Origin of the sequence: Dyadobacter sp. 676 (assembly GCF_040448675.1) — a bacterium.
In the GTDB taxonomy this organism is placed as follows: domain Bacteria; phylum Bacteroidota; class Bacteroidia; order Cytophagales; family Spirosomataceae; genus Dyadobacter.
Genome location: NZ_CP159289.1, coordinates 1,400,229 through 1,419,555, shown reverse-complemented (window position 1 = coordinate 1,419,555; position 19,327 = coordinate 1,400,229). Strand labels below are relative to the sequence as shown.

Below are 19,327 nucleotides of genomic sequence, written 5' to 3'. Positions count from 1 at the left end.
ACGGGAATGCTTTGATGCTTGCATACTTGATACGTCGGAAAGCGTATTTGGTAACAAAATTCACTGCCCCAATTCCGTCAGCGCCGCACGGGCTTTGTTGTCGATGCTGTTTTTGTACTCATGTTTTTTAAAGCTCATCGCTTTTTTGAAATACGCCACAGCCTTCTGATTGTCAGTTTTTTTCTGATAAATATAGCCCAGTTGCAAGGCCGACGCCGCCGCGAAGCCTGCGGCACCTGTCCCGGCCTGCCCCAGCTCGATCGAACGGTCGTAATATGGTACGCATTCATTCGTATGACCCGTTTTTTGCAGAATCCGCGCCGTACGATAATTATATTCCGCTTTTTCAGAAGTTGTGCCAAAACTTTTTTCGGAAACGGATTTCATGATGTCGGAAGCCTTCTGAAAATAACCTCCATCCGTAGCATACCGGGCTTTGTACAGCACCTTTTGGCGCGGACTGATCTTGTTTTCCATGAATTCCCTTGCAATTCTCTCCGCAAACCGGTCGGCTTCCACAATAGTGCTGCCGGTTTCGGTTACCTTCCGGATGTTTTGCATCGCTTCCTGATCCTGCCCAGCGAGCCATCGGCACATGAACATTTTGAAATGGCTGTCCTTGATATAGTTGAACCCGGCGTATTGTTTCAGAAAGCGGGAATAAAACGCGAACGCCCCTTCATAATCGCCACTTTGTAATGCAATTTCACCTTTCAGGTAATTCAGGAACGGGAACGGCATATAGTCCCTGCCGGCAGGTGCTTCGGCTAAAAAACGGGAAGCTTCTTCGCTCCGGTTTTCTTTCATCAGGACTGTCGTGGCGAAGAAATGCAGCAGGAGGTTATCGGGCTGTTCTTTCGGCCATTGGCGAATGCGCGCCTGCTGTTCGGGGCCCGGTTGGAGGGTATAGGCATGGAGCAGCAGATCGATTAACTCCGCTTCCTGCCGGAAGAACGGCTCTTCTTTCACAACTTTGCGCAATTCGCCGATACCCTGAGCGATATTTCCTCTTAATCCCAGCATTTTGGCGATCCATGTATAATTCTCCGGAATGGACCCGATCAGCACATGCAGCAATCCGAGTGATTTGAGGGTAGGAGTGAATGCCGGGAATCGTTTCCGGTTATCCTCCAACAGCCTGTAAGCCTTGATGATTTCCCAGGAACCGCTTACCTCATTGCCGAATTTAAGCTTGGCAAATGCGGAGTGCAGTCGGATATCGGCCTGAAAGAACCGTTTGTAGGGCGATTTGTCAGGCAACTTTCCGACATTGTCCATACGCTTGTCCTGCTGCTGGAGAAAGATTTTGTAACCGGTGCGGTCTTCCGAAATCAGGAGGTAATGCAGGTCGGCGTAGCTATCGAGATATGCGATAAACGGGTTGGCAGGCATGGCAGCGCGTTCGTCGTCAATGAGCTCACGTGCGACGGGCAGTCTGAGTTTCTGGATTTCAAAGTAGGCTTTCTGGAGTTTTGGTGAGAAAACCACATCGCTCAGTTCGTCCAGGGCATCTACCGGTTGCCCAGGAAACAAAAACAGGAGGAAGCATAGCGGGAGCCACTTTGCCGTATGGTTAAACGCCGGGTAACGCCTGCTCATAATCGTGCACATAAAAAAAGGTTGCCCTGGTAAGACAACCTTTCAATTTACTATTAAAAATCTTAGCGACGCTGGTGAACCGGTTGAACGCTTTCCACGTCGGCAAGGATACGTCCGCAGTGCTCGCACACGATCAGCTTCTTGCGTTCGCGGATATCAGCTTGGCGCTGAGGGGGGAACGATGCTGAAACATCCGCCGCAGGCGCCCCGTTGCACGTGTACCACAGCCAAGCCGTTGAGCGAGTTGTCGCGGATTTTCTGGTATGATTTCAGCAGGCGTTCTTCGATCTTCTTAATATGCTTTTCTCTTTCGGCGATCAGCGCCTTTTCTTCGGCTTCGCTTTCGGAGGTAATGACCGAAAGTTCGTTTTTCTTCACTTTCAGGTCTTCGTTTCTTTCGTTCAGGATAGATTCCGCGCGATTGGCATCTTCTTCGATGAGGCGGATGCGGGCTCTGGCTTCGTTGATCTTCTTGTCGGCCAGTTGCATATCGAGCTCTTGCAGTTCTATTTCTTTGGTGATGGCGTCGTATTCGCGGTTGTTGCGGACGTTCATCTGCTGATCTTTGTATTTTTTGATCAGTTTTTCCCCTTCTTTCTGTGCATTTTTGTAATTGTCGATCTCGGCGTTCAGATTGGCAATTTCAGATTTGAATTTTCCTAAACGCGTCTCGATTCCTGCGATTTCGTCTTCCAGGTCCCTTACTTCTTCCGGAAGGTCCCCGCGGGTTTTTAGTATTTCGTCAAGGCTTGAATCGATTTCCTGAAGTTTCAGGAGAGCATCTAGTTTTTGTGCGATTGTGTTTTCCATGTATGTCTTTAATGGACTTGTTTCAATGCTTGAATGTGAAGGTAGTCAGCCCTAATTTAAACAGATTATCAGCGGAATTAGTTGTCGCAACCGGCGTTCAGTAAAAGTACCGGACCGGATTGGTACTGATTTCTGACAAACAGAGTGCGAAATTACTAAATTTTCCTGATAAATAGTCATGTAATAAATTTTTCGTAAACACTTCGCTTTCGTAATGGCCTATATCACAGATCATAATGCGGCCCTCCGCATCGAAAAATTCGTGATACTTGTAATCCGCTGTCACGTAGGCATCTGCACCGGCTGAAACCGCGTTGCGTAACAAAAAGCTACCCGCACCGCCACACACTGCCACCGTGCGTATCGACTTTTCAGTTGGTTCGGTATGTTTAACTACCGGTGCGTGCATATTGTATTTCAAATGGGAAAGAAATGCAGCCGCCTCCATGGGCTCCGGCAGCTCGCCGATTGCCCCGGCGCCTACTTCCTGGTTTTCATTTTCGAGTGCCGACATATAATAGGCTACTTCTTCGTACGGGTGGGCATGCCGGAGCGCGCGCAGGACCTGGCCTTGCAAGTGCGAAGGCAGCATTACTTCCACGCGATGCTCTTTCACCGTTTCCAGTTCGCCGCGGTCGCCAATGGCCGGATGTGCATTTTCGCCGGGAAGAAACGTTCCCAATCCTTCGCCCCGAAAGCTGCAATTGCGGTATTCCCCTATTTCACCGGCCCCAGCTTCGAACAATGCATTCAGCACTTCCAGCGTATTATCGACCGGGCAGAAGAAGGCCAATTTGGTCAGAACCTGCTTTTTTAGGAGCTAATATTTTAATATTTCGGAGGCCCAGGCGCTTCGCGATTTGCCAGTTTACACCTCCCGTGACATGGTCGAGATTGGTATGCGTGGCGTAAAGTGCGACATCGTTTTTGATGGCCTTTATGATCGTTCGCTCTACGTAATTCCTGCCATTGAGCTTTTTCAGGCCCTTAAAAATTATAGGATGGTGCGCGACGATCAGGTTACATTGTCTGCGAACGGCTTCGGCGACGATGTCTTCGGTAATGTCGAGCGAGAAGAGAATCCCGGTGACTGCGGTGTCGGGGGAACCAACGAGCAGTCCGGCGTTATCATAGTCTTCCTGGTAAGGCAGCGGGGCGAGTCTTTCGAGTTCGGTTAAAATTTCTTTGATGAAAGTCATAAATTTTCTCCTGATTCAACTATTTCATTTTCAGAATATTCTTGGGAAGAGAAATATCTTTTTACAAATAAAATAACTAAATTGCAGTGTAGGGTGTTGCAATCGTAAATATTAGTGGTATTTTTGCACCACGTTTTACAAAACGCCTTGTGAAACGAATCGGTTTGGTAGTTCAGCTGGTTAGAATACATGCCTGTCACGCATGGGGTCGCGGGTTCGAGTCCCGTCCAGACCGCCGATTTTTTGAAGTTCTTTATTTAATGGTTTGTTAGTTTAGCTGGTTAGAATACATGCCCGGCCCACGCATGGGGTCGCCGCTAATTGCAAACAGCATTGCGTTCTTTATTTAATGGTTTGTTAGTTCAGCTGATTAGAATACATGCCCGGCCCCGCGCAGGGTGTCACGCATGGGGTCGCGGCTAATTGCAAACAGCATTGCGTTCTTTATTTAATGGTTTGGTAGTTCAGCTGGTTAGAATACATGCCTGTCACGCATGGGGTCGCGGGTTCGAGTCCCGTCCAGACCGCAAGGAGCCCGGAGAAATCCGGGCTTTTTTCGTTTTAAGTTTTTCGTGGGTAGTTCACCTGGTTAGCATGCATTTCCGGCATTGAGAAGTGGTATAGGTGTTCGGGTTCCACGGGACTACCGGGAGGGTTACGGCTAAGTTGTCGGACAGTTCCTGTGATACCTCGCTTACTCATTCCAAGATGCCTATCCTTGGTTCATCGAACCGATTGATAATTAGAATTTTACAGGAATGCCGCTCTTTCTACATTTGGCATTTAATCCTGTTTAAAAATGAACGTTATCTTCTGGCTGGCCATCCTGAGCGAATTCGCCGGGTTGGTCTATTACCTTCGAAAATTCTGGTTGCTGACCAGAGAAAACCCTGCTTATGTGTATCCCGAGCAATACCGCCAGGTGCTTTACCCAATAATGGTGCTCTCCCTGCTTATTATCGTGAGCCTGACTGCCAAATATTGTTTCCGGTCAAGCGGTTCGGCGACATTTATTGCGCTTTTGCCATTGGTGATGCTGGTCGTGGTGCTGCTGATGGTAATCATTACCGCGATATGGGCCGGTGGGAAGTGGCGTTGATAACCGCTGATGTTCAGGTATAAAAAAACACGCAGGTTTCAAAATGAACCCGCGTGTCAAATTACACTTCATCAACAAACTAAAAACCAAATAAAACTAATACGAAAAAAATCGCTTGTCAAGTTTTTTTTGCTGTAGGAGGGGGATTCGAACCACCCACGGTGCGGTTAGCTACGGTACAAATACTGTTGGTGGTCCACCCCAGTCGACTTTCGTCGGCATTATGCCGCGTTTATCCCTTATTCACCACCCCCGAGACAGGAGGGCATGGCTGCCAATTTCATCACCCTACAATGTGACTCAAATCGAGTAAAGCGTCGTTATCAACGGCTTTTCTTGATTTGGTTTTGCAAAACTAAAACTTATGATCTGAAATATAAAATATTTTCATTTAAAATTGTTAAAATTTACAATTCTTTCATAATTTGAGCTTGATTATTGCAAAGAATTCAAACTTTTGACACAAAATGCATAAATATTCAGATATTGATAATACCGACTTGCGCATCCTTTCACTGTTGATCGAGAATGCTGCGTTACCGTACACGGAAATTGGTAAGCGGGTATTTGTATCCGGTGGCACCGTACATGTGCGCATGAAAAAGTTAGAGCAAATGGGCATCGTAAAAGGGTCCCAACTGGTGATCGACCCGACGAAACTCGGGTGGGACATCAGCGCTTTCCTGGGAATCTACCTCGATAAAAGTTCGTTGTACGAGCAGGTTGCCACGGAACTGGAAGGTATTCCGGAAGTTGTGAATATTCATTATACTACCGGAATTTACAGCATCTTCCTTAAAATCGTTTGTCGCGACACCGGCCACCTGCGCGAAATTCTTCATGATAAAATTCAGAAAGTGAATGGCATTCAGCGTACAGAAACCTTTATTTCGCTTGAAGAACGCATTAATCGCTCTATTCCATTGACTGAGAGTTAGTTGGAAATTTTCCTTGAACCGTTTGAAAGAAATTTGTAGATTTGTGTTTTATATATAAAAAACTTATATATATTTGCCTATATAAAACTTTCACTCATGGAGAATAACACAACGAGTAACGAGTATGTAAGGGGTACCTTAAAAACCATCGTATTGAATTTGCTGGCTGAGCGCGACCGGATGTATGGTTATGAGATTACCCAGGAAGTAAAAGACAGGACCGGCGGAGCCATCGCCCTTACGTTCGGTGCGCTCTATCCCGTGCTCCACAAACTGGAACAGGAAGGGCTGCTGATCACCGAGTCGGTGGAGGTAGACGGGCGCCTCAGAAAATATTACTCCCTAACACACCGCGGAAATGAAACCGCCCGTACTAAAACTAGTGACTTAGAGCGTTTTATAGAGGCAGTGAGACTGCTGCTTGCCCCTAAAAACCTGGCAACCGAATAAATTGTAGTTACATGGCTAATCTCTAAACAGATCGATCTATGAAACGCCTTCAGGAAAATCGCATTGACCAAATAAGCAAATATTTGCAGGCAAGCAAGCTGGATCCGGAGTTGTTTCCGGAGATCCTCGATCACCTGGCTTGCGAAGCGGAGGAAAGTCTTTGGGATGGCAAGCCATTCGAGCAGATTTATCAGGAAATGGTAAAGACGGCCGATATGCAAACTCTCCTGAATCTGAGTGTTGATCATCAAAATCTATTAGCCATGGAAAAATCTTTGAATGACATCGTCTTCGAGAACCGTAACAAGTCTTACGGCGCGTACGATCTGAGAAAAGGTTATGGACAGACCATTCAGCGGTCGGTGGTAATGGGCGTAGCGTTCTTTTTGTTGCTGGTGATGTTTCCGAAACTTTACGCGAAGCTCACGCCCGATCCCAAGCCTGACGACATTGCGTATATCGTTGAAGTGAAGCCGGTGGATATCAAGATGGAGGAGCCGCCCGCTCCACCTGCGAAAAAAGAGGTTGTACCGGCCCCGAAAGCTGTAAAATCCGTGACGCCGGAAGTGCTTCCGGATAATAAGGTAGAAATCGAAGAGTTGCCTCCCGTGGTCGAAGACCTGCAAAATGCACAGCCGTCGACAGAAACCGTAGATGGTTTAGAAAACATTGAGACGATAGCTCCGCCGGTTGCCAATACGCCTGCTGCGAAAGCAGAAACCGTGGGTGCTGAAGCAAGAAAAGAGGAGACTTTCATATTTGTAGAACAGGCGCCACAATACGCCGGTGGTAACGAAGCGATGGCTGCATTTCTGCGGAAGAACCTTAAATATCCTTCTCAAGCCTCGCGTGCGGGTATTCAAGGGAAAGTCTTTGTACAATTTACCGTAGGTTCTGATGGAAAAATAGAGAATGCGACCGCAGTTAAGGGAATCGGGTTTGGTTGCGACGAAGAAGCGGTACGGGTTGTGAAAATGATGAAGGATTGGATGCCGGGCAAACAGGCCGGTGTTCCTGTCCGGGTCAGATTTACCTTGCCGATCGCATTTCAACTGGACTGACCGTTACCCGACTTGCGTAAACGCCTCCCTGTTATTGAAGAAAATCCTCGCTTCGGCGGGGATTTTTTTGTTTTTTTGTATTGTTTAAACCTCCGTCCGACACGGTGGCGGTCGCCGGGACTTATGAGTAACCATTTCGGAGTGAATAATTGATGTATGCGATAGTTGATATTGAGACCACGGGCGGGGGCGGGGCTGCGCGCATTACGGAAATTGCTGTTTTCAGGCACGATGGTACTAAAATAGTCGATTTCTTTCACTCGCTGATTAATCCGGAAACGTATATCCCACCTTTCATTACCCGTCTCACAGGTATCGATAATGAGATGGTGAAAGATGCCCCTACTTTTTACGAAGTACAAGATGCGGTACGCGCTATGACACGCGACGCCTGGTTTGTCGCGCACAATGCGAGGTTTGATTATGGATTTATCAAGAGAGAGTTCGGGGCGCTCGACGAATTTTTCCAGCGGGACCTGCTTTGCACCGTTCAACTCAGCAGAAAGATTTTCCCCGGCCTGAAGTCGTATAGTCTCGGAAATCTTTGTCAAAGTCTGGAAATCCTGATCGAGAACCGGCACCGGGCCCACGGGGATGCCGAAGCTACCGTGCGTCTTTTCGAAAAGCTGCTCCTGCACGACCGTCACAACCTGATACCGATCGATCTGTACCAATAATTCATCTGTATCAATCGCAGAGCGATTCCTGTCTTTCATGGAATGGTTTTTGAGGGTTATGTAACATCACTAACCTAAATATTCCTTCCCATGAAAGCCCATATCAACCTTCTGATAATCCTCCTTCTGTCGTTTACGCTTACGAGCTGCGAATTGATCGGCGATATTTTCAAGACCGGCGTCTGGACGGGTGTGATCCTCGTCGTAGGCATTATTGCCATCGTAATCTGGCTGTTAGCTAAGGCATTCGGGGGCGGGTCGCGGTGACGTCCGGAAAAGTGTATAAAATAGATACATAAAATATGCGCCGGTGCTTGCATCTGAAGATTCTCCGTTTCATCTTTGCACACCTCAATCGAGGGTCCGGAAATCCATCGGGAAAGCCGGCGAAGTATTGAAATCGGGGGATTAGCTCAGTTGGCTAGAGCGCTTGCATGGCATGCAAGAGGTCGTCGGTTCGAATCCGATATTCTCCACTTTACAGCTATTTAGATCGTGAAACCTCCCATCCAGGGAGGTTTTTTTGTACCTTATCTTTTTCTACTCCAGTTTATTAGCTCTACAACACCCTTCCGGTGGCACATTCGGTGGCACGAAAAAGCTCGCGGTGGCACGAACATTTTCGATGCTATTATGAAATTATTCGATGACAGAAGTGAATTTTAAAAATAGGTAGTTTTACCTGTTCAGATACGTATTTGTACCTGAAATACCAACTATCTATTAAGCGCTTACATAGCTTCGTGGGTTTTTTAATGCTATTTTAATACCCACATGAGTACAACACAGCTACGTCAGCGACTACAATCTGCTATCAACCAAATAGCTATACTTGTTTAAACCATAGAAATCGGACCGCTACGTGAAAAGATTAAACCGCACCTATCGTGAAGATGCCTTGGACGCTCATTTATTTGAATCTCTCGAACAGGTTCGCATTTTATCAGACGAATGGATGGACGATTACAATCGCTTTCATCCGCATCAATCGCTTGCTGGGTTGGCACCAGCGACATTTGCCAAGAAATTAAAAATGGATAAAGTCTAAACTGTCACTGTCCTCTTTAGGGTAAGGCTTCATCTCCGAGCGGGATCGGGGGGATACTTAGCCCGTCCTGTTTAGCCGTAAAAGTGACTTCCTTGCGACCGGTGCCTTTTTCGGGAAGCACTGCCTGTATGTCGAAAAGCAGCGGCACGTGCTTTTGTCCGAGCCAGTATTTAGCCCGTCGTTGCCTTCGACGATCACATTTACCGGGTAGTCTTTCAAAATTGCCATCAGGCGCACCACATCGTCTTCGTAGCCCAAATGCTTAAATTCGAGCGCGTGGGTAAAGCCTGCGCCGATCTTGATCTCGCTGTCAAATTTGGTAGAATCGAACCATGCTTCGATTTCTACGATCCCCTTACCGGGTTTTAATGGGATACCTCCCGAAAAGCTGCCGTAATGCATGGCCAGCTCATAAGTCAGGAATTCGCGATCGAGATCGCGGGCGTAGATCATGTAGAGCCTGCGAGCGCCGCCCAGGTTTGCACCCTGGCATTTGTGTTGTAGTCCTATAAGCATATTGCACATAGTGTGAGGTCGTTAAAGTAGTTTAATGAACAGCCCGAAGTAGCGACTCCCCGTCGCAGGGCTTCCGGGCTGTAATCATGTATTCAATCAATCATTTAATTACGCCACCATTTTCGCCCGAAAAGCCTTATAAAAATGTACGCGATCGACATTTGCCAGTCGGGCCACGCCGTCTTCGAGGCACGCAGGGCAAACTCGACGCAGGCGCGGAGCCGCGCCTGCGTTTCGCCGAATTCAGCTTCTCCGAGCCGGTTGTCGTATGCGTAGTCGTGGGCGATCGCAGCGTTTGCCATCCTGCCATGTGGGGGCATCAGTGGCCAGAGCAGGCGCGGGATGGTAGCGAAGTCGGTACGGTACCCGGCAGGGATTACCATGCCGGGTAGTTTGGATTCGACCGTGCAGTCTTCTACAACTTCCCACCAGTTAAACCGATCGGGACTTTTGCGCAGGTGAATGTCGGGGTACTGCGTCATTTAGTTAAAGCGCTTTAACGAGTCGGCTTACATGACGGCACCGGTCGCGATGGTAAACGGATTTGCCCCGTTCTCGACGGCGGCTTTCAACCAGTCGTACTGGCCGACAGATCCTTCCGGGTAGTTGCCGGATTGATCAGGGAACACAAGCGCACCGGTTTCAGGGTTTACTTTGCTGCTGTTGTCTGCCATTAGCAGGAACGGCTCGCGCTCGATCGCACGGAATGAATTAAGGCGGTAGCCCGTCCCGTCGAAGTGCTCGATCATGCAGATCAGTGTCACGGATTCGTTCTGGTAGTCTTCGTTCCGTCCTATGACGACGATTTGACGAACTACGTCGGGATAGCCCGATGACGAGCTGATCGTGATACGTCGGAGGTTTGGCATGGTATGAAAAATTAGAAAGTTGCCCAGGCAATTTTTTTGATTACTCCGCTACGCTTTTGGTAGAGAAAGTTAGAGTCGGCGACCAGCTCCCCTTCGGAAACCCTTGCGTCGGTGCTGCTGGTAGGGGTGAAGGTTCTGATCTGTGTCCGATCGCCGACGAGCGTGGATTCGGTTGCGGCAGTACCGAGCGTGAATGTCGAGTTTACGGTTGAACGGCTATAAGTCGCCAATCTTGACGGTGCGCCCTCATTTGTATTAAGCCCTGCACCGCCATAATTTGCGAAATACGCATTATCGCCTACCGTCACGGTCGCATTTTCAATAAAGAAGTTCAGCGATTGAAAGCGTAGCCCGGCTTTCATGAATGCGGGTGTGGTGATTGTAAACGCTCCCTGCCTCCATAAATAGTCAAACTGGTTTCTGGCACCGGTGGAACCTGTTCCACCTTCGACGATCACAGTTCCGTTTACTCGAATGTTTGCATTGTTACACGCAAAAATGATACGGTAGTTGCCTTCGCCGACTACAATGTTATTGCTGTCAATGATTGTCCGTTTTTTCACGGTGAGAGTCGCCCCGGCTTTTACGTGCACAAAGATTTCAGGCACGGTAAAAGAGACGTCCGCGTCCACAATAACATTTCCGCTATTAATCAGAACGTTCAGTGATTGGCATTTGCCGGAAGCCAGTTCGGCCACGCGGGTGAGCGTTTTAACTGCTCCGGTCGCGGTAGTGCCGTTGTCAATACCGGAACGGGTGTCGTTTCCGACGTCGCCGCGTACATTGATTTCCATGCTTACGCTAAGGCTGCGGGCGATCATTCCGGCTGTGGCGGCGTCAACGCTTGCAACAGCAGCAGATACGCCCGTCGCGCCATTGCTCCCCAAATACTTTTAAGCAGGGAGCGAACGACAGCGGCAGAATTGCTTTGAGGTGGGGCGGGAGGGGAGCTTTTGAGATTTCCGTCGATAATACCCTCGATTTCGGCGATGGAGGGATTCCAAGGCATGGTGTGAGATTGTTTAAGAGAAACTTATGTCGAAACTGTAATCGAACTCTTTTGATGGGAAAAGCACTTCCGGATCGATGCTTCTGATCCACAGGGCAGGGTGCCAATTGGAGCCGGAAACGGAAAGCTGCTGTGCGCTTGTCTGTGAGATGGATCTCGCCCACGAAAGCCGTAGTCCGTTACTCTTCGTGCCAGCCATGTAGCAAAAGCCCGCCGTGTCGCGGAAAATGGCGATAAACCTGCGGTTCTGATTGCGGTAAACCCATCCGACGATTTCGGAAGCGATGCTCGGTATAGGCACCGAAATCTGCGGGTTGTACGAAGCGCCAGCCGGGCTGGTTTGTAATCCTTCCGAAAACGTGGCCGTCTTCGCCCGCAGCTTTATCTCAGTGACGAGCGGATTGCCGCCCGGCTTCGACCCGGAGAGCCATAAAGGATTTGCCGTAGTGAGTAACTGATCCGGGTAAATGTCGTAGGCGGCGCTGTCGCAGCCGACCAGATATAAGTGAGTGAGCCAGCCGGTTGCGACTGGCCCACATTTGACGCCGATACTTTCCAAATTTCCAAACATGGGGCGAAATTAGGGCTTTAAACGCCTGCGAGAAAGGACGCGAAACCGGGCAATCCGGAAATAAAAAAGCCTCAATGCGTGCAGCATTAAGGCTTTTTGTAGATTTAGCGCCCGGACTTTTCACGCGGTAGCCGGGCATAAAACGCGTTTGCTGGACAAGGCACCATATAGCCGGACTTTTTACGCGTAACTTTTTCTTCTTTGACGGTTTAAACGGTCGATCCGGTCGCGGTAAACCTTGCGTAGGGTTTCGAACTCGACGTCGACATCGCGCTGTATTCCGTAGATCTCCAAGAATGAATTTACGTGCGGACTGTAATCGCCACTGAGCAGGTCATGCAACGCCGAAACGTAGGGAATAAGGCTCCTGTGGAAAATGTGATCCATGCCTTTGGCGATCATCGCCAGCCGGTCGTTTGAAACCTCATGGCTTAACGTGTGTGAATAGTAGTTGATGGCGATCACGCCCTCGCCTTGTGGGCGCTCGATTTTCTGCGTCCACGGGATCGGGCGGCTAATTGCGGTTACAATGTTTCCTAGCTCACTGAATTTCTTGACATCGATCTGGTCGGTTCCGTTCTTGGCCGTGTCGCCGCTGTACTCGACCATGAAGAATTTTTTAACGTGGATGGGAAGCTCTACTAAGATCGTTTTCTTTATTTTGTCATTAAACTAAAAATATTTTTCGATTAACCTGAAATAAAAACTTTGATTATATTTTGCAAAAAGGATGATGTTGTTTTCAATAAAATGCATAAAAAAACTGCCATGCTTTTTATGACATGGCAGTTTTGAATGAAGAATGATGCAATAGTTTACTTTGGCCGAGCTAAAGTCAGGTTTCTTATTCCCCACTTGGCAGATGAATGTGTGATTTTAAGTGTATCTGCCTTAAGAGATCTGATGGTGATATTGTTGGCGGATTGAATCCCTTCATAATTGTCCCAAAATTCAATCTTATTTGACGAAGTTTTATCCCACCGCCAATTTTGCGATAACTGTCCATTGCCTAGGTAAAGGGGAGCAGTAAGGCTATATCAAGTTATAAAAGTACCTTGGCTTGAGAAAAATAAAGTTTTAAGTATCCCACCCTCACTTTTGCTGAGCGTATCGCTACCATTTTCAATTGGCAAGACTTCCCATTTTCCTAAGAACCCACCTGTCCATGAGGTGCTATCTACGAAAGGTGCAAATGTTGCCGTTAGCTGTTCCCCAGTTAGCTTTCCCTGGTGAATACGAGTAAAACTCATCTTTCTTCTATCGCTGGAGAATGCAATGTTCTCTATCCTACCGACATGGGCTAGGTTAATGCTGGTTGGACTTGTGATAGTGTACTTATCGTTGGTAGCCCAATGTTGTGCGCCTTGTATGTAAGTAGTATCTGCCCAAAAAAATTCTAAAAATGGACCTTCAGGTAAATTTGTTACGACGGAAGTGTCAATTAGCCATTTACCTTGGATTGCTGATCGTAAATTTTCTTTTCCATTAGGTTCTGGATCAATCGGGATGAAGTGATCTTTGACGCAGGAAGTCATTTGTGCTGAAAACAGCAAAATAGCTGTAAAACGAAGGAGAGATTTAAACATTATTAATATTTTTTGTTGAAAGTCTAAATATAGAAAATACCCCTGGAGTTACAAATGTTCCAGGAGTAGATGGTGACTGGTTTCGTTTAAATTATGTAATTGCTTTAAGCTGCGAGGTTAGAAATCGCCCCGATCAATTGGTCAAATTTGCCCTGGGTGTTGGTTGAATGCACCGCGCCTTCCACGTTTCGCACCGCTCCTTCGACCCCTTTGCGGCCTGTTTTACTTCACCAAGTGCGGAAACAGCTCGCGCGAGCGTGTCGCCGTTGTCGAGCGTGGCCGCAAGAATGTCCTGAATCGCTTTTAGCTGCGCCTCGCCCTGCTTTTTCGCGTGCGCTGCCGAAGCGCCTGCCGTGTCGCCCATCGTTGCCGGGTCTGTGGCGTCGATCCCGTTGTATGCGCTGGTGTCGGCATCGACCCCGCCCATAGCGTCGGCCATTGCGGCATCGGCTTCGGCCTGCGCTTTTGCTGCTTCGGCTTCGGCTGCTGCTTTCTCGGCCTCTTTCTTCTTTTTGGAGCCAAAAAGGTACATTCCCTTTTCCCAATATGGCGACTCGAATTTGCCGCCATCCCTGAACGCCATCGGGGTCGCTTCGGAGGCCATCGGCAGCACCGGAGATTCGGTTTTTCCCGCCGTCCGGGCGTTTTTGAACATCTGCTGGATTACCGGCCAATTCGCCGCCGTTTGCTTGGCTGAAATGATAGCTTCGTCGCCCTCCATTTCGCCGACTTCGCGCTGTGTCCTGCGATCCACGAGGGCGATTCCGCCCGTTCCGCATGTGCTTCCGTGTTTGCCTCCCTGCGCCACGAAACCGAGCGTCCCACCATGCGCGAAAGATGGCTCCGGCTGGCTTTTTATCTTGGCGATCTGTACCCCCGTCGCCACGGCTGCGACCGCTGCCAGAACGATGTTAAGCGGGAAAAAGTTAGCGAGGGCTTTCAGAACGGCGAGCGCCCCGGTAATCAGCGCCGCCGCGATGTCGGCTTTCTTTTGCGCCTGCCATGCTTTCTTCTTTTCGGCGGCTTCCTTCGTGCGGGCTTTTGGTTCTCGGTCGCGATCAGGTCTTCCAGCTGCTCCTTAATCTCGGCTTTCTTTTCGGCTTCGTCTTCGGCCATTTTGACCTGTTTGTCGCTCGATTTCTCCGCGTCCTTCAAAACTTCGGCATTCACGTCGGCGGTAAATTCGGCCAGCTCGTCGATCATGGTGGCTTTCGCTTCGGCTTCTTCTTCCGCGAGCCGGATCTTTTCCTCGCTCTCCTTTGTGGCCATGCGGATCTTTTCTTCCATCGCGGCACGTTCGTCGGCGGTTTTTGCCTCGTTCGCCATTTTCTGCATGTCCATAATTTTCTGCTCTTCGGCGGCTTTCATGTCTTGCAGCTGCTGCGAGTAGAATTTGTGCAGGGCGTCGCGCTTTTGTTCCTCGGTTGTAGCCTCGGACGTTAAGATCCTTTGCAGCTCGGCAAGGCGGTTTTGTTCGGCTTCTTTGGTGGCTTTGATGTTTTCCGACGACTGTTTGATCATTGCCTCGGTGGTGGCCAGCTCTGCATTGAGAATGGCGACCTTTTCGTCCCGCTCGCGGTTGGCTTCGGCGATCGCTTTCTCGGCTTTACGTTGGGCGAGATCGTTCAAAAAGTCGACGGCGGTCTGCGCCATTTGACCGGCCTGCTCGTAGCTCGCTTGGTTTGCTGCGAGCTTTTGCTGCCACGCGGTCTGGTGACCTTTGACCATCGTGCTTGCAGCGTTCATAAATTCGGAAACGTCACCCTGCAATAGCGAGCTGAACATATCCGAATAGTTTTTCAGCGTGGCTGCTTTTTGCTCGTGCAGATCCCGATCGATCGCGAGCTTTTCGTCTGTCGCCTTCTTGTTCGCCATGACGCTGGCAATGTTGTACCGCTCTTCGATCGCGTTCAATGCGGTGGCCAGCTGCTCGGTGTCGGTGATTGTCCGAACGGCCTTCTGGTTTTCTGCCATGATTTCGGCTTCGAGCTTTTGCTGCGTAAGGCGCAGCTCGACGTCGACACGGTCTTTGTGCACTGCTGCGAGCTTTTAAGCGTTTCCTTTGGCCTGCATTTCGCGCCATTCGAGCAGGGTCATTTCTGCCCCTTCTTCCTGCTCGCGCACGAAGTTTTCGGCTTCCAGTCGCTTTTTGGCAGCTTCTTCTTCCTCCTTGATCCGCTTGTCGCGGTAATTCCGGCGCACTTTGTCGAGCGACTCTTCGGCATTTCGGTTGATCGATTCGACGACTTTCAATTTCAGGGCTTCGCCGGCTTTCGAATCCTCGATGTCTTTAATGCGTTTACGGGCTTTCTCGCGGATCTTGCTTTCCTCGATTTCCAGCGAGGTGGTCGCGTTACTGCGCTCGTTTTCGGCCTCCATTTGGGAAAGCAATTCGAGCGCTTTTTCGCGGTCTTTGCGCACCATTTCGTCGTACTTGTCTTCGGCGTCCCGGAAGTCTTGCGGCTGCTTCTCCTTCGCTTTTTTGCGTTTGTCGAGCGCGGCCTGCTCCTTCGCGGTGATCGCGTCGGCGGCACCGGTGGCGGCTGCTATTTCGGCATCGGCTGCGGCCTTTGCCCCTTTTTGGGTGAGATCGACCTTTTTATCGACTGTGGTTTTGTGCTGGGCGACAACTTTGCCGGACTCCTCCTTTAATTTGTCGTTATAGCCCCTCGTGAAAGCGTCGCCGACCCTCTTGCCGCCGTTCATCATTACGTCGGCCATGCCCGCAATATCGAGGGTTAAAAATGCCTTCACGAACTACGCGACGACCCCGGCAGCTTCTTTTAAACCAGCCATTAAGCCCGATACCCCAGCGCGAACCTTCTCGGAATGGTTGTGCCAGACCATAAAACCGCCCACGAGCGCAGAAATAGCAGCGACGACCAGCCTGATCGGGTTGGCGGTCATAGCAGCGTTCAAACGCCATTGTGCAGCGGTGACGGATTGGGTAGCGATCACGCGGCCTTTCTCGACGGCAGCGTGTGCGAGCGCCGAAGCAGCTGCGGCAATATTGGCAGCATTGAGCGAGACGATCGCAACGCCCAGCGCGGCAAATGTTTCCTTGTTCTCGACGATAAATTCGGGAACGGCGGCGAGCGCTTTCACCAGAGCGATAAACCCGGTAGTAACCAGAAGGACTGCGGGAATCGACATATTACCCAGCTGCTCGGCGAGCCATGTAATCATTTTGCCGGTCTTTTCGAGCTGCGCCATGCGCGTCTCGTTTTTGACGTTGAACTCGTTGGTTAAGCTGGTGCCCTCCTTCATCGCCTTGTTTGCGAGCGCCTGCTTTTCCTTCACCATATCGGTCTTATCCGACAACAGCATCATTACTTTGGTCGCCTCCTGTGATTTGATTCCCAGCGCGTCCATTTGCTTCACCACCACGTCGGTCGGTAGTCCTTTGAAACTTTGTGCAAGCCGCAGAATGACCTCGTTAGTCGGCATCGGCTTTCTGGACAATTGATTTCCCCAAATCATCATCATTGGCACCATGATTTACAGTATAATAGAAGGCAGGGAATCCGTTATTTGCTGGTTGCGTTATGGTTGTGGAAGACGTCCTACAGCCATCTTTTCCCGCAAGTTTTCCAGCATGTATGGGTCAATTACCGGCGTGTTCCAATTCGCAACAAACGTATTAAAGTTTTGGCATGCCTGATTGCACAACTGGTGGCGTTATCTCAGGCAGGAATACCAATTCTGATACCTATCAATTGATTTTCTCGATGCCCAGGACCAACGCCTCGAATTGCTTGTCGATCCGGATTGGGATACCTTTTTCAAGCAACTCTTTCCCACTGTAAATACCCCAATCCTTCCCATCTTCCGGCGAAAAAAGCCGGTACCGGCTGCCCGGCTCCGCAAGCGGAAATGCAAATGTCCGCGTCGTTTCCACCGACCCGTTCCTGAAAAAGAACAACACGCCCCCCCTGTTTCTCTTTGTTGAATTTATAAACACCATCCCAGTTGCTCATGGTCGGCCGCTGGAAAATGTCGGAAACGTAAGAGAAACGGGTGAACTGATATTTTTGATCCATCATCTTAAACCAAGTATTCCATTTCAGATACCATGGTTTCAGTTCCGCGGGAAGTTTACGGCTATCGCCAACGAGGATCGGCTTGACGGACGCCAGCGACAGAAATGTATATTTGGAGTAGGGCGAATCCATGAACTGGTTGCCGATCAGATTGGTCGCTGTCGGAATTGCCCGGCTGCGGTCGAAGGCCATTTGGCGGATGTTGATAGGGCCCACGGGCGCGTCGTCGTCATAATTGGTGAGCCAGTCGTAATCGGCGTGTTCGATCAACGCGTAGTCATTAATATAATATTCTCCCCAGACTTCATAAGTGCAGTCTACAAGCAGGTCGGGAAATGTTTTGTGCAGGTCGTCGAAGAGTTGTAACGCCTTTTCGTAGATGGCGTAATAGGAGCTTTCGCGGTCTTTGTAGCCTTTACCTTCGGATTTGTAGTCGCCTTTTTTAGAATAATCGAGCACGTAGGCCGAGTTGGCGATGGCCAGGTCGAGTTTAATGTAAGCCAGGTCGTTTTCGCGGACGTGGCGTTTAATCTTTTCCAGAATATAGTCGTAATAACCCGAAGCCAGTGACATCGTGACCCGGTTTTTCATTTCCTCATGCAGATAAGCGGGCTCGCCGTTTTTATCGTATACCGACCATTCGGGATGCTCTTGGTACAGTTTACTGCTTTTGTCGACGGACCCGAGGCTCATCCAGAGACCGGCTTTCATTCCCCGTTTTCTTATGTGATCGGTAATAGGCTTCAGGCCGTTCGGAAAGCGCTTTGGATGAGGTTCCCAATCGCCGTAATTGTTTTCCCAACCGGCATCCATAATGAATAGATCTGTGCCGGTGCCTTCCAGACCGTCGGCGAGCTGGGTTACGAGTGTGTCATTGATATTGGTATAAAAAGGCCGCCATGTATTAAAGAATGTAAAGGGGATTTCCTTCCGCTCAAAAAGTTTCACACCCAGGCGTGTACGTATGAAGTCGGCGAAATGGCCTTCGAATGCGTCTTCCCACTTCTGGGATTTCACGAGGCAGATGAAAGTTTTGGGACTGTTAAACTTTTCTCCCGGTTCAATCCACTTTTTAAACGGATAGTGATCGGTGAGACTCGTCATACCGATGGAAATGCGGTTGTGGTCGGCATATACTTCGGTCTTTTTGAGAATACTGGGCGCTTCGTTGCCAAGGATGAAGCCTTCTTTAGCATAATTATGATACACAAATACAGCGGCATCGTGGTGATCCCCGTGGTACGGACGCCAGGCGAACCGGGAGCCGTAATTGGTATATAATTCCGTTTGTTGCGAGGAAATAGGTACCAGGTTTAGCCGCTCTACTTCCAGGTCGGCGATAGCGATGGGTTTGGAAGTGTTGTTGGTAATGCTGATCTGTTTCCGCACAACGGGCAATTCGTCGTACACTTCGTAGGTTAAATCCACTACGACGTTTTCGGCACTTGTACCTGGTTTCCCGGCGAGCTGCACCGTCGCTCGCTGGACGCCGTTATCCTGCCGGCTTAATACATGTTTTATGTGTTTAAATAATCCATTGCCGCCGTTGGAGCTGGCAGGCGCACCGTTAATCGTAAAATAAAACTCTTCTGAGCCAGGGCGGCTATAATCTTTGTTCGTCAGAAGATGCTGAAAGCGCGATGTGTAGAAAGAATTATCACCGATGGTGAATTTTCTTTCCAGGAAGCGGTTTTTAATGACAAGCGAGTCTTGCGAAAACGCATTGCACGAGGCGAGGACCGCCAGCAGGGCGACCCGGAGAAATTTGTAGTACATAGTAATGTGTATAGTAAATATTAACTATTTAACTAACTATGAAATAACCATAGCGGAGGTGAATTTAATAAAATATCGA

At 49.2% G+C, this 19,327-nt stretch carries 21 protein-coding genes, 3 tRNA genes and 2 pseudogenes; 10 read left to right on the top strand and 16 right to left on the bottom strand.

What is annotated here, in order from left to right; genetic code table 11:
- Positions 1–60 precede the first annotated feature (60 nt).
- From ABV298_RS06555 to ABV298_RS06545, 3 genes and pseudogenes are all read right to left on the bottom strand, one after another.
- On the bottom strand, positions 61–1,611 hold the full coding sequence (locus ABV298_RS06555; protein ID WP_353721357.1) for a hypothetical protein: 1,551 nt from the start codon (positions 1,609–1,611) through the stop codon (positions 61–63).
- Between the two features lie 50 nt (positions 1,612–1,661).
- Positions 1,662–2,409 (bottom strand): annotated as a pseudogene (locus ABV298_RS06550) (C4-type zinc ribbon domain-containing protein).
- A gap of 97 nt (positions 2,410–2,506) precedes the next feature.
- Positions 2,507–3,608 (bottom strand): annotated as a pseudogene (locus ABV298_RS06545) (Nif3-like dinuclear metal center hexameric protein).
- Positions 3,609–3,769: 161 nt separating this feature from the next.
- On the opposite strand from ABV298_RS06545, the gene ABV298_RS06540 reads away from it, so the two are divergent.
- The 10 genes from ABV298_RS06540 (at position 3,770) to ABV298_RS06495 (ending at position 8,881) form a co-directional block, all read left to right on the top strand.
- Positions 3,770–3,843, top strand: a tRNA-Asp gene (locus ABV298_RS06540).
- A 218-nt stretch (positions 3,844–4,061) separates the two neighbouring features.
- Positions 4,062–4,135 (top strand) — tRNA-Asp (locus tag ABV298_RS06535).
- 272 nt (positions 4,136–4,407) lie between these two features.
- Positions 4,408–4,707, top strand: coding sequence for a hypothetical protein (locus ABV298_RS06530; RefSeq protein WP_353721356.1), 300 nt, complete (start codon positions 4,408–4,410; stop codon positions 4,705–4,707).
- A gap of 467 nt (positions 4,708–5,174) precedes the next feature.
- Entirely contained in the window at positions 5,175–5,645 is a 471-nt protein-coding gene (locus tag ABV298_RS06525) for an Lrp/AsnC ligand binding domain-containing protein (protein ID WP_353721355.1), read from the top strand.
- A 96-nt stretch (positions 5,646–5,741) separates the two neighbouring features.
- On the top strand, positions 5,742–6,095 hold the full coding sequence (locus ABV298_RS06520; RefSeq protein ID WP_353721354.1) for a PadR family transcriptional regulator: 354 nt from the start codon (positions 5,742–5,744) through the stop codon (positions 6,093–6,095).
- Between the two features lie 38 nt (positions 6,096–6,133).
- Positions 6,134–7,156: a TonB family protein gene (locus ABV298_RS06515; RefSeq protein WP_353721353.1), complete on the top strand. Its 1,023-nt coding sequence runs from the start codon at positions 6,134–6,136 to the stop codon at positions 7,154–7,156.
- Positions 7,157–7,308: 152 nt separating this feature from the next.
- Positions 7,309–7,833 carry a 3'-5' exonuclease gene (locus ABV298_RS06510; protein ID WP_353721352.1) on the top strand — a complete coding sequence of 175 codons (525 nt, stop codon included), beginning with the start codon at positions 7,309–7,311 and terminating at the stop codon, positions 7,831–7,833.
- Positions 7,834–7,923: 90 nt separating this feature from the next.
- Positions 7,924–8,100 (top strand): hypothetical protein, encoded by a 177-nt coding sequence (locus ABV298_RS06505; protein ID WP_353721351.1) that lies wholly within the window; start codon positions 7,924–7,926, stop codon positions 8,098–8,100.
- Between the two features lie 135 nt (positions 8,101–8,235).
- Positions 8,236–8,309, top strand: a tRNA-Ala gene (locus ABV298_RS06500).
- Positions 8,310–8,695: 386 nt separating this feature from the next.
- Positions 8,696–8,881, top strand: a complete 186-nt coding sequence (locus tag ABV298_RS06495; RefSeq protein WP_353721350.1) for an integrase core domain-containing protein — start codon at positions 8,696–8,698, stop codon at positions 8,879–8,881.
- 57 nt (positions 8,882–8,938) lie between these two features.
- Here ABV298_RS06495 and ABV298_RS06490 read toward each other — a convergent pair whose 3' ends face one another.
- The 13 genes from ABV298_RS06490 to ABV298_RS06430 all read right to left on the bottom strand — a co-directional run bounded on the left by ABV298_RS06490 (position 8,939) and on the right by ABV298_RS06430 (position 19,248).
- Positions 8,939–9,397: a hypothetical protein gene (locus ABV298_RS06490; RefSeq protein ID WP_353721349.1), complete on the bottom strand. Its 459-nt coding sequence runs from the start codon at positions 9,395–9,397 to the stop codon at positions 8,939–8,941.
- A gap of 104 nt (positions 9,398–9,501) precedes the next feature.
- Positions 9,502–9,879, bottom strand: a complete 378-nt coding sequence (locus tag ABV298_RS06485) for a DUF1353 domain-containing protein (protein ID WP_353721348.1) — start codon at positions 9,877–9,879, stop codon at positions 9,502–9,504.
- Positions 9,880–9,906: 27 nt separating this feature from the next.
- A complete protein-coding gene (locus ABV298_RS06480; protein WP_353721347.1) occupies positions 9,907–10,266 on the bottom strand; it encodes a hypothetical protein in 360 nt (119 codons plus the stop codon).
- Between the two features lie 11 nt (positions 10,267–10,277).
- The gene (locus ABV298_RS06475; RefSeq protein WP_353721346.1) at positions 10,278–11,060 is read right to left on the bottom strand and encodes a hypothetical protein; all 783 of its coding nucleotides are present in this window, start codon (positions 11,058–11,060) and stop codon (positions 10,278–10,280) included.
- A 23-nt stretch (positions 11,061–11,083) separates the two neighbouring features.
- The gene (locus tag ABV298_RS06470; protein ID WP_353721345.1) at positions 11,084–11,275 is read right to left on the bottom strand and encodes a hypothetical protein; all 192 of its coding nucleotides are present in this window, start codon (positions 11,273–11,275) and stop codon (positions 11,084–11,086) included.
- Between the two features lie 13 nt (positions 11,276–11,288).
- Positions 11,289–11,846, bottom strand: coding sequence for a hypothetical protein (locus ABV298_RS06465; protein WP_353721344.1), 558 nt, complete (start codon positions 11,844–11,846; stop codon positions 11,289–11,291).
- A gap of 180 nt (positions 11,847–12,026) precedes the next feature.
- Positions 12,027–12,455, bottom strand: coding sequence for a hypothetical protein (locus ABV298_RS06460; RefSeq protein ID WP_353721343.1), 429 nt, complete (start codon positions 12,453–12,455; stop codon positions 12,027–12,029).
- 428 nt (positions 12,456–12,883) lie between these two features.
- Positions 12,884–13,432 (bottom strand): hypothetical protein, encoded by a 549-nt coding sequence (locus ABV298_RS06455; RefSeq protein WP_353721342.1) that lies wholly within the window; start codon positions 13,430–13,432, stop codon positions 12,884–12,886.
- A gap of 133 nt (positions 13,433–13,565) precedes the next feature.
- Positions 13,566–14,318 (bottom strand): hypothetical protein, encoded by a 753-nt coding sequence (locus tag ABV298_RS06450; protein WP_353721341.1) that lies wholly within the window; start codon positions 14,316–14,318, stop codon positions 13,566–13,568.
- 77 nt (positions 14,319–14,395) lie between these two features.
- Positions 14,396–15,469, bottom strand: coding sequence for a hypothetical protein (locus ABV298_RS06445; protein WP_353721340.1), 1,074 nt, complete (start codon positions 15,467–15,469; stop codon positions 14,396–14,398).
- A gap of 12 nt (positions 15,470–15,481) precedes the next feature.
- Positions 15,482–16,186, bottom strand: a complete 705-nt coding sequence (locus tag ABV298_RS06440; protein ID WP_353721339.1) for a hypothetical protein — start codon at positions 16,184–16,186, stop codon at positions 15,482–15,484.
- Between the two features lie 3 nt (positions 16,187–16,189).
- Positions 16,190–16,915, bottom strand: coding sequence for a hypothetical protein (locus tag ABV298_RS06435; protein WP_353721338.1), 726 nt, complete (start codon positions 16,913–16,915; stop codon positions 16,190–16,192).
- Positions 16,916–17,214: 299 nt separating this feature from the next.
- Positions 17,215–19,248 carry an alpha-galactosidase gene (locus ABV298_RS06430; protein ID WP_353721337.1) on the bottom strand — a complete coding sequence of 678 codons (2,034 nt, stop codon included), beginning with the start codon at positions 19,246–19,248 and terminating at the stop codon, positions 17,215–17,217.
- Positions 19,249–19,327: the final 79 nt, after the last annotated feature.

Coding starts and splice junctions, on each gene's coding strand:
- ABV298_RS06555 (WP_353721357.1), bottom strand. CDS start 1,611: ATGTGCACGATTATGAGCAGGCGTTACCCGGCGTTTAACCATACGGCA.
- ABV298_RS06530 (WP_353721356.1), top strand. CDS start 4,408: ATGAACGTTATCTTCTGGCTGGCCATCCTGAGCGAATTCGCCGGGTTG.
- ABV298_RS06525 (WP_353721355.1), top strand. CDS start 5,175: ATGCATAAATATTCAGATATTGATAATACCGACTTGCGCATCCTTTCA.
- ABV298_RS06520 (WP_353721354.1), top strand. CDS start 5,742: ATGGAGAATAACACAACGAGTAACGAGTATGTAAGGGGTACCTTAAAA.
- ABV298_RS06515 (WP_353721353.1), top strand. CDS start 6,134: ATGAAACGCCTTCAGGAAAATCGCATTGACCAAATAAGCAAATATTTG.
- ABV298_RS06510 (WP_353721352.1), top strand. CDS start 7,309: ATGTATGCGATAGTTGATATTGAGACCACGGGCGGGGGCGGGGCTGCG.
- ABV298_RS06505 (WP_353721351.1), top strand. CDS start 7,924: ATGAAAGCCCATATCAACCTTCTGATAATCCTCCTTCTGTCGTTTACG.
- ABV298_RS06490 (WP_353721349.1), bottom strand. CDS start 9,397: ATGCTTATAGGACTACAACACAAATGCCAGGGTGCAAACCTGGGCGGC.
- ABV298_RS06485 (WP_353721348.1), bottom strand. CDS start 9,879: ATGACGCAGTACCCCGACATTCACCTGCGCAAAAGTCCCGATCGGTTT.
- ABV298_RS06480 (WP_353721347.1), bottom strand. CDS start 10,266: ATGCCAAACCTCCGACGTATCACGATCAGCTCGTCATCGGGCTATCCC.
- ABV298_RS06475 (WP_353721346.1), bottom strand. CDS start 11,060: ATGGAAATCAATGTACGCGGCGACGTCGGAAACGACACCCGTTCCGGT.
- ABV298_RS06470 (WP_353721345.1), bottom strand. CDS start 11,275: ATGCCTTGGAATCCCTCCATCGCCGAAATCGAGGGTATTATCGACGGA.
- ABV298_RS06465 (WP_353721344.1), bottom strand. CDS start 11,846: ATGTTTGGAAATTTGGAAAGTATCGGCGTCAAATGTGGGCCAGTCGCA.
- ABV298_RS06460 (WP_353721343.1), bottom strand. CDS start 12,455: ATGGTCGAGTACAGCGGCGACACGGCCAAGAACGGAACCGACCAGATC.
- ABV298_RS06455 (WP_353721342.1), bottom strand. CDS start 13,432: ATGTTTAAATCTCTCCTTCGTTTTACAGCTATTTTGCTGTTTTCAGCA.
- ABV298_RS06435 (WP_353721338.1), bottom strand. CDS start 16,915: ATGATGATTTGGGGAAATCAATTGTCCAGAAAGCCGATGCCGACTAAC.
- ABV298_RS06430 (WP_353721337.1), bottom strand. CDS start 19,248: ATGTACTACAAATTTCTCCGGGTCGCCCTGCTGGCGGTCCTCGCCTCG.